At 66.0% G+C, this 8,202-nt stretch carries 5 protein-coding genes; 3 read left to right on the top strand and 2 right to left on the bottom strand.

From position 1 onward, the window contains the following. The first annotated feature begins 267 nt into the window (after positions 1-267). Together ACFWF1_RS28145 and ACFWF1_RS28150 are read left to right on the top strand one after the other, a co-directional pair. A complete protein-coding gene (locus tag ACFWF1_RS28145; RefSeq protein ID WP_379322227.1) occupies positions 268-990 on the top strand; it encodes a hypothetical protein in 723 nt (240 codons plus the stop codon). A 1,429-nt stretch (positions 991-2,419) separates the two neighbouring features. Continuing rightward, positions 2,420-3,148 carry an SDR family NAD(P)-dependent oxidoreductase gene (locus tag ACFWF1_RS28150; RefSeq protein ID WP_379287026.1) on the top strand — a complete coding sequence of 243 codons (729 nt, stop codon included), beginning with the start codon at positions 2,420-2,422 and terminating at the stop codon, positions 3,146-3,148. Positions 3,149-3,721: 573 nt separating this feature from the next. Here the strand turns inward: ACFWF1_RS28150 and ACFWF1_RS28155 are convergent. Together ACFWF1_RS28155 and ACFWF1_RS28160 are read right to left on the bottom strand one after the other, a co-directional pair. Beyond that, the gene (locus ACFWF1_RS28155; protein WP_378722150.1) at positions 3,722-4,138 is read right to left on the bottom strand and encodes a cytochrome c oxidase subunit 4; all 417 of its coding nucleotides are present in this window, start codon (positions 4,136-4,138) and stop codon (positions 3,722-3,724) included. 14 nt (positions 4,139-4,152) lie between these two features. After that, a complete protein-coding gene (locus ACFWF1_RS28160; RefSeq protein ID WP_379322231.1) occupies positions 4,153-5,235 on the bottom strand; it encodes a cytochrome c oxidase subunit II in 1,083 nt (360 codons plus the stop codon). A gap of 476 nt (positions 5,236-5,711) precedes the next feature. Here ACFWF1_RS28160 and asnB point away from each other — a divergent pair, with 476 nt between their 5' ends. Next, a complete protein-coding gene (asnB, locus tag ACFWF1_RS28165; RefSeq protein WP_379287023.1) occupies positions 5,712-7,655 on the top strand; it encodes an asparagine synthase (glutamine-hydrolyzing) in 1,944 nt (647 codons plus the stop codon). Positions 7,656-8,202 lie beyond the last annotated feature (547 nt).

Genomic DNA, 8,202 nt, shown 5'->3' on the forward strand with positions numbered 1-8,202 from the left:
AATCTTCCTTTGTCTACTCGACGCGCCGATACTGGCCGGATGTGCCGGTAGGAGTTTTGTCCGGCGTCCACCGATGCGCTAACCTCTCGGTGACTCGAACCACGTACTCGCTCGGCTGATTACATAGACCTGTCTACGGCACATCGAAGGATCAGAGAGAATACCCCCTCCGATTCCGGAGCGAATTACCGCACCTCGATCGGATCCTCCTGAGCGGCCCGATATGTCGAAGCGGTCGGCATGTAGTTCCCGCGGACTCACCATGCCGTGGGCATGATCTCGTTTGTTCCGGCATCAATCCTGATCATCCGTGGAGGAAGAATGACACTGTCGAATCGCGCACGCACGGCAGCGGCCGTCGTGTTTCTCACCGGGACTATCGCCTCGAGCGCCAACGCCAACGCAGCCCCTTTCGAACCACCAGCGTCGACGGGCAGCGCAGAGCTGACCAAAATCATGAAAACTCAATACAGCCCGACGCTGGACACGGCGATTTGCAGCCCAGGCGATCTGCCCAATTCCGTTCTGGACGAGTTCGCGGAAGCCCGCGATCAGAGCCCGCTCGAAGGTGGCGCCGAGGCCGAGCTGGAAGCTCGCAGAATAATCAGGGTCAAGGCCACCGGAACCAAAAACAAAGATGGTGTCTACAATCCGAAACCGGCGTACGGCGAAGCCGCAAGGAAGGCAATGGAAAGCGATAGCGGCGGCAGCTACAACAACGCCTTCCGCCGTCTGACATGCGACAACGCAGAGGCGGAGAAGGAGTATTCTGCCGTGCGAAAGGAAGTCCTGAAGAATCTGAAGCTCAAGCCCGGCTTCGAGGAAAATATCAAACTCGTGAAATTCGACTACGTGAAACTTATGAAAGAGTACGACATCCTGTGCAAGGCAGGGCTGCCACTGGCACCGGCCGGCGAACAGACGTGCGAGAACGACGCGAGCAAGAAGCTGGCAGAGCAGAAGCAGGCAAAGTCGGCAGAAAAAGACTGACACACCCTCACACAACGAACAACACCGATACCGCCCGCATCGCCGCGCACCGCAACGGCTATGCGGGCGGTAATACACGGTCCGCCCGGCGAACCCGGGCGCCACCGGCCGACCCGCCCAACCAACTCGAGCGCCACCCGCCGACCCGCACAGCGAACCCGGCCGACCCGCACGGCAGACTCGAGCGCCACCCGCCGACCCGCACGGCAGACCCGAACGCCATCCGCCGATCCGCACGGCGGACCCGAGGCGCCACCGGCCGACCCGCACGGCAGACTCGAACGCCACCGGCCGACCCGCCCGGCAGACTCAAGCGCCACCCGCCGATCCGCCCGGCAGACTCAAGCGCCACCCGCCGATCCGCACGGCGAACCCGAACACCACCCGCCGACCCGCCGACCAACTCAAGCGCCACCCGCCGACCCGCACCGCGAACCCGAACACCACCCGCCGACCCGCCCGGCAGACCCGAGCGCCACCCGCCGACCAACTCGAACGCCACCCGCCGACCCGCACAGCGAACCCAAACACCACCGGCCGACCCGCACAGCGAATCCGAGCGCCACCGGCCCGTCCGCCCGGCACACCTATCCAGCCCGCACCGGCCGAGCGGCGAACCCGCGCCAGCCCGTGCACCGAGCAGACACCACTACACCGCATCGCAAAGCGGAGCGCGCTGAACTCCCGCCAGACATCGACGGTTGCCAGCCCGCCCGAGCCGCGAAGCCAGCGAGCCCCACCCGAACGGCAACCCAACGAGCCCGCCCCCACCTGCCCGCCCCGGGCAGCACGGCGCCGAACCCCGCAAGGCCCGACGATTCCGCTCGGCGACCCACCCCAGTCGCTGCCGAAATCTGCACTCTCACTCGGGATAAGCACTGGCTTTAGGGCCCTATTCCGAGTGCCGATCCCGAGACAGAGTGCAGATTTTGGGGATAGTGGCTTCGTGCCGGGCCTAGCCGCGGCGAATCACGGAAGGGCTGTTGGCTCCGGTCGGCGACGAGATGTGGCGCAGCTGGACAGGTGCCACCTCGGCGAGTGCAACGGCTGGCCAGCTTGTCACCAGATGTGGCGCAACGGGCTTGGTGAAGTGCGTGCAGAGCTTGGCTGTGTAGCGGGGCCGAACGCCGAGCGGGCGTGACAGCGTTGTGGCGGGTTCGGCGGCTCGCAGTCTCGGGGCGCTCCGAGGGCATATGGCGAACGGCTCCGTCAAATGGCGGCAAACTCTATACTGTGACCGGCCGTGCATGGTCGCCAGAAGGTAGCGGCGGCATGTGGGTTCGGCACTGTCAGTGCGGTGCCGTGCGTGTGTTCAGCCCGTCCGCTTGTGAAGGTTGCTGTGCCGATGCCCGAATTTCGTGCTGTCCCGGTTGGATTCGCAGATCGTAAGCGACACCGTCCGCCGGATCGAGCCCTGATCGGACAGCGCGTGCTGATCACCGATGCCGGTTCCGACATCGGCCGGGCCACTGCGAATGTGCTTGCCGCCCAAGGTGCTCAGCTGCTCCTGGTCGCGCGCGGCAGCGATGAGCTCATCAGCGCGTGCGAGGAGATCCGCTCGGACGGCGGCATCGCGGACTGGAATCGTTGCGACATCTCGGCGCTCGGCGATGTCGATCAGCTCGTCACCTGGGTGCTCGGCGAATTCGGCACCGTCGACGTCCTGATCAACACCGCCGGCCGGCCGACGCGCAATCCGGTGACCCAGTCCCTGAACCGCTTCCGCGACTACCAGCACATGATGGCCACCAACTACTTCGGCCCACTCCGCCTCACCCTCGGCCTGCTACCCGCCATGCTGCGTTCCGGCTCGGGCCACGTCATCAACGTCGGCCCGTGGAACGCACACACCGGCGCCGCACCGAATTTCGCCTCCTACGCCAGCGCCCAAGCCGCCTGGACCACCTTCGGCCAATGCGCCGACGCCGAACTCGCCCCCCACGGCATCCAGGTAACCGCCGTCCACTACCCCGCTTTCCGCACCGCCCCCGATTCCGCCACCTCCAGCGAAGAAGCCGACCAAACCGCCCACCGCATAGAATCCGCCATCCACACCAAATCCCCCCGCCTCGAACCCCGCTTCACCCGAACCCTCTACGCCCTAGCCGGCGTAGCCCCCCGCTCCACCGCCCGCCTAATGCACGCCTTCGGCATCTAACCCCCGAACCCCCGCCCCCCACACCGCAATCCAAATACCAACCAGACTCCGCCACACCGACACAGCCGCCGCCCCACCGCCAACACCGCACACCCCCAGCCGACGAACTCCCCCACACACCAACGCAATCCAAATACCAACCAGGCGCCCCCGCACCGACACAGCCGCCACCCCACCGCCAACGCCGTGCACCTCTCAGCCGACGAACTCCCCCACGCGCCACCGCAATCCGAACCCCACGCAGGCTCCGCGTCGCGGCAGCTACCTTCCGCGATGCCGCCCGCCCCGCGCACGCCCCCGTCACCCGATCGCCGTCCCTTCCCGGCGCACGCCTTGCCACCTGATCGCCGCACCCTTCCCCGCGCACAGCAACGACTTCCCCACGCCGTACCCGGATCAGCACCCGATATCGGTACACCCGCACCAGCGTCCCAAGTAGGCATCCCCCATCCCACTTGACGCACGTTGCACACACCTGACGTCTGCTGCAGCATGCCTCAAGAGCACGCAACCTACGTCAAGACGGCGAAAGCCCCCTCCGGCGGGTGGCGGAGGGGGCTTTCGGGTACTGGGTCAGTGCTTTTCGGGGCCCAGGTAGTACTCGAAGACGAGGCCTGCGGCGGCGATGAGGATGCAGACTACGCCGAGGCCGATCAGCCAGAACTGGAAGAAGGCCAGGCCGAGGGCGGTGATGGCGCCGGCGCCGGCGAGGGTGATGGGCCAGAAGCTGCCGGGCGAGAAGAAGCCCAGATCGCCTGCGCCGTCGACGATCTCGGCGTCTTCGTAGTCTTCGGGGCGCAGGTCGAGGCGACGTGCGACGAAGCGGAAGTAGGTGCCGATGATCAGCGACAGGCCTGCGGTCAGCACCGTGGCGGTGGTACCGGCCCATTCCACGCCGGTGCGGGATACGCCGGTGAAGTAGCCGTAGACAATGGCGACGATGATGAAGAACACCGTCAGCAGTTCGAAAATCCGCGCTTCGATCTTCATATCAGATCAGTCCCTTACTTTGCCTCGGCCGCGGTCTTGGTCGTGCGATCGGTGTTGAACGGCCGGGTCGACGTGGCGACCGGCGATTCACCGATGGACTGCAGCGCCTCGGCGTTGGTCTTGCCGGTCTTGCGCGCGTCCATGTACTTGGTGAACTTCTCCGGCGTAACCGCACGGACCTCGAAGTTCATCATCGAGTGGAACGTGCCGCACATTTCCGCGCACCGGCCGACGAACGCACCTTCCTTTTCGATCTTCGTGATCTGGAAGATGTTGTCCGAGTGGTTTTCCTTCGGGTTCGGCATCACGTCGCGCTTGAACAGGAACTCCGGCACCCAGAACGCGTGCACCACGTCGGCGGCGGCGAGCTGGAACTCGATCACCTTGTTGGTCGGCAGCACCAGGACCGGCACCTCGGTGCTGGAACCGTAGGTCTCGACCTTGTCGTAGTGCAGGTAGGACAGGATGTCGTGCGCGGGCAGGCCGTTGTGCATCGGGCCGGGCTGCGGGTGACCATCCTTGGTCTTTTCCTTGTACTCGTCGAGCTGCTCCTGGTTCGCGGACTCACGAGTGGTGTCGATGCCGTCGTACTTGGCGCCGTCCTTGAAGTCGACGCCGCGGTAACCGAACTTCCAGTTCCACTGGAAGGCGGTCACGTCGACGGTGACGTCGGGATTGTCGACCTTCTCGTGCACGAAGTTCTGCACGACGACGGTGAAGTAGAACAGCACCGCGATGATGACGAACGGCACCGCCGTGTAGGTCAGCTCCAGCGGCACGTTGTAGCCGGTCTGCCGGGGGAACTCCGGGGAGTCGGCCTTCTTGCGGTGGAAGGCGACGGTCCAGAAGGTCAGACCCCACACCAGCACGCCCATCACCAGGGCGGCCAGGACCGACCAGGTCCACAGCTCCCGCATCCGGGTGGCCTGCGGCGTGATGCCCGAGGGCCAGCCGAACCGCAGCCAAACATTGTCGATCGAGCAGCCCGAGACGAGCACCGCGGTGATCCCGAGGGACACCGCCAGCCCGGCCCGCCGAAGGATCCGGCCTTGGGGACGGCTAGCCGGCGAAGCCGGTGGGGTGGGTGAACCCTGCACGGGACGTGCCCCGATCTCTTCGCTCGCCTTGTGCGCCACGCTCACGCCTTCCTGGTCGCCACACATTCCGACATTTGCACCGCCTGGGCTGCGACCGCCCGACGATACGTTCTAAGCACATGATCAGGCCGGTCCCCGGTCGAGCGCGTACGCCGCCTGAGAATGGCCTGAGTACTACGCAGCGTAGACCAAACGGGCGCCCTCATTGTCGTCGGGTCGCATTCGACACTCCGCGCATCGCGCGCACCCGCGCATCCGTCCGCAAAAGCCCTGGACAGGGTGCGCAGTACGCGCGCGGCGCGCGTGTGCGGCATACTCGGACACAACATTTCGGCCGCTGTGCTCACCGCGAGATCCGGCCCCGGCACGTACCGGAACAACCGCTCGCGGCAGACGCTGCGCACCGCCCCCGCAAGACTTTCGGACACGCCGTTTTCCGGCCGTGTCCCGACCGGAGAAACGAGGTTGCCGACGCCGTGTGTGGACTGCTCGGGTTTCTGACATCTGACGAGGCAGCGCCTGGCGTGGTGGAGCAGGTGTACGACGCATTGCACTGCCTGCGGCACCGTGGTCCCGACGACCGCGGCACCTGGCACGACGATCACCTGATCTTCGGGTTCAACCGCCTGGCGCTCATCGACCTGGAGCACTCGCATCAGCCGCTGCGCTGGGGCCCGCCGGAAAACCGGGAGCGCTACGCGCTGACCTTCAACGGCGAGATCTACAACTACCTCGAGCTGCGCAAGGAACTGGCCGACGCGTACGGCGCCGAATTCGGTGACGACTCGATCTTCTTCACCGAGGGCGACGGCGAGGCCATCGTCGCCGCGTTCCACTACTGGGGTCCGGAGGCCGTGCACAAGCTGCGCGGCATGTTCGCGTTCGCGATCTGGGACACCGAGACCAACGAGCTGTTCCTGGCGCGAGATCCGTTCGGCATCAAGCCGCTGTTCCTCGCTACCGGACCCGGCGGCACGGCGTTCGGCAGCGAGAAGAAGAGCTTGCTGGCGCTGCTGTCCCCGCTCGGGTTGAGCGATGAGCTCGACCCGCGTGCGCTGGAGCACTACACGGTGCTGCAGTACGTGCCGGAGGCGGAGACGCTGCACAAGGACATCCGGCGGCTGGAATCGGGCACCTACGCGACGGTCCGTCCGGGCGAGGTGCCGAAGACCACCCGGTACTTCCATCCGCAGTTCAAGGTTCGTCCCTTCGCGCCGGGCTCGGCGCCCGCTCGCTACCGCGAGATCGCCGAGGCGATGGAGGACTCGGTCGCCAAGCACATGCGCGCGGACGTCACCGTCGGCTCGTTCCTGTCCGGCGGCATCGACTCCACCGCGGTCGCCGCGCTGGCCATGCGGCACAACCCGAAGCTGATCACCTTCACCAGCAGCTTCGAACGCGAGGGCTACTCGGAGGCCGACGTCGCCGCCGAGACCGCCGCGGCGATCGGCGCCAGGCACATCATCAAGACCGTCTCCCCCGCCGAGTTCGCCGCCGCGATTCCCGAAATCGTCTGGTACCTCGACGATCCCGTCGCCGACCCGGCGCTGGTGCCGCTGTACTTCGTGGCGAAGGAAGCGCGCAAGCACGTCAAGGTGGTGCTGTCCGGCGAGGGTGCCGACGAGCTGTTCGGCGGATACACGATCTACCGGGAACCGTTGTCGCTCAAGCCCTTCGAGTACCTGCCCGGCGGACTTCGCAAGCTGGCGGGCAAGCTCTCCGACCGCATTCCGGACGGCACCCGCGGCAAGAGCCTGCTGCACCGCGGCTCGCTCAGCCTGGAGGAGCGCTACTACGGCAACGCGCGCAGCTTCAGCGACGCCCAATTGCGTTCCGTGCTCCGCGAATTCCGGCCCGAGTGGACCCACCAGGACGTGACCGCGCCGATCTACGCGCAGTCGCGCGGCTGGGACCCGGTGGCGCGCATGCAGCACCTGGACCTGTTCACCTGGTTGCGCGGCGACATCCTGGTCAAGGCCGACAAGATCACCATGGCCAACTCGCTCGAATTGCGGGTGCCGTTCCTGGATTCCGAGGTGCTCAAGGTCGCCGAGGGGCTGCCGTTCGAGCAGAAGATCACCAAGGAAACCACGAAATACGCACTGCGCCAGGCACTCGAGGGCATCGTACCGCCGCACGTGCTGCACCGCGCCAAGCTCGGCTTCCCGGTCCCGCTGCGGCACTGGCTGCGCGGCACCGAACTCTACGACTGGGCCCACCAGCAGATCCTCGAATCGCAAACCGACCACCTGCTGAACAAGGCCGCGATCAGCGACATGCTCGTCGCGCACCGCGCAGGAACCTCGGACCACAGCCGCCGGTTGTGGACCCTGCTGGTCTTCATGGTGTGGCACGGCATCTTCGTCGAGGACCGCATCAAGCCGGAAATCCAGGAGCCGGTCTACCCGGTCTCGCTGTAGACAGCACAGAGAAGTGCCCCTCGCCGAAAGGTCGAGGGGCACTTTGCTTCTGATGCCATCGCAGCGAAGTAAGCCACCGGTCGGCCCCGAACCGTGCTCGCGCGCACACTTTTGCACGCCGCGCACGAAACTGCTGACGAACTCGTGCGCGGCTGCACAATACGTGCGCGGGGTCAGAGGAGGTGCACGCAGCGACGAACCTCGCCGCGGCCTATCGGTCACCCGCCGTCAGCTGCGAGCTGCCGGATCGCTTAGACGGCGGCCACTCGCGCGCATGCGTTCTCACGCTGCGCACAAATTCGCTAGCAAACTCGCGCGCGGGCCGCGAAGACGTACGCGGTATACGAGCAGCCCACGAACCTTCGCCGTGAACCGCCGACCACCCGACGTCAACTGCGAGCAGCCCGATCGCTTAGGCCGCCGCCACTCGCGCGCATGCGTTCTCACACCGCGCACAAATTCGCTAGCAAACTCGCGCGCGGGCCGCGAAGACGTACGCGGTATACGAGCAGCCCACGAACCTTCGCCGTGAACCGCCGACCACCCG

The organism is Nocardia sp. NPDC060255, from assembly GCF_042727395.1.
In the GTDB taxonomy this organism is placed as follows: Bacteria; Actinomycetota; Actinomycetes; order Mycobacteriales; family Mycobacteriaceae; genus Nocardia.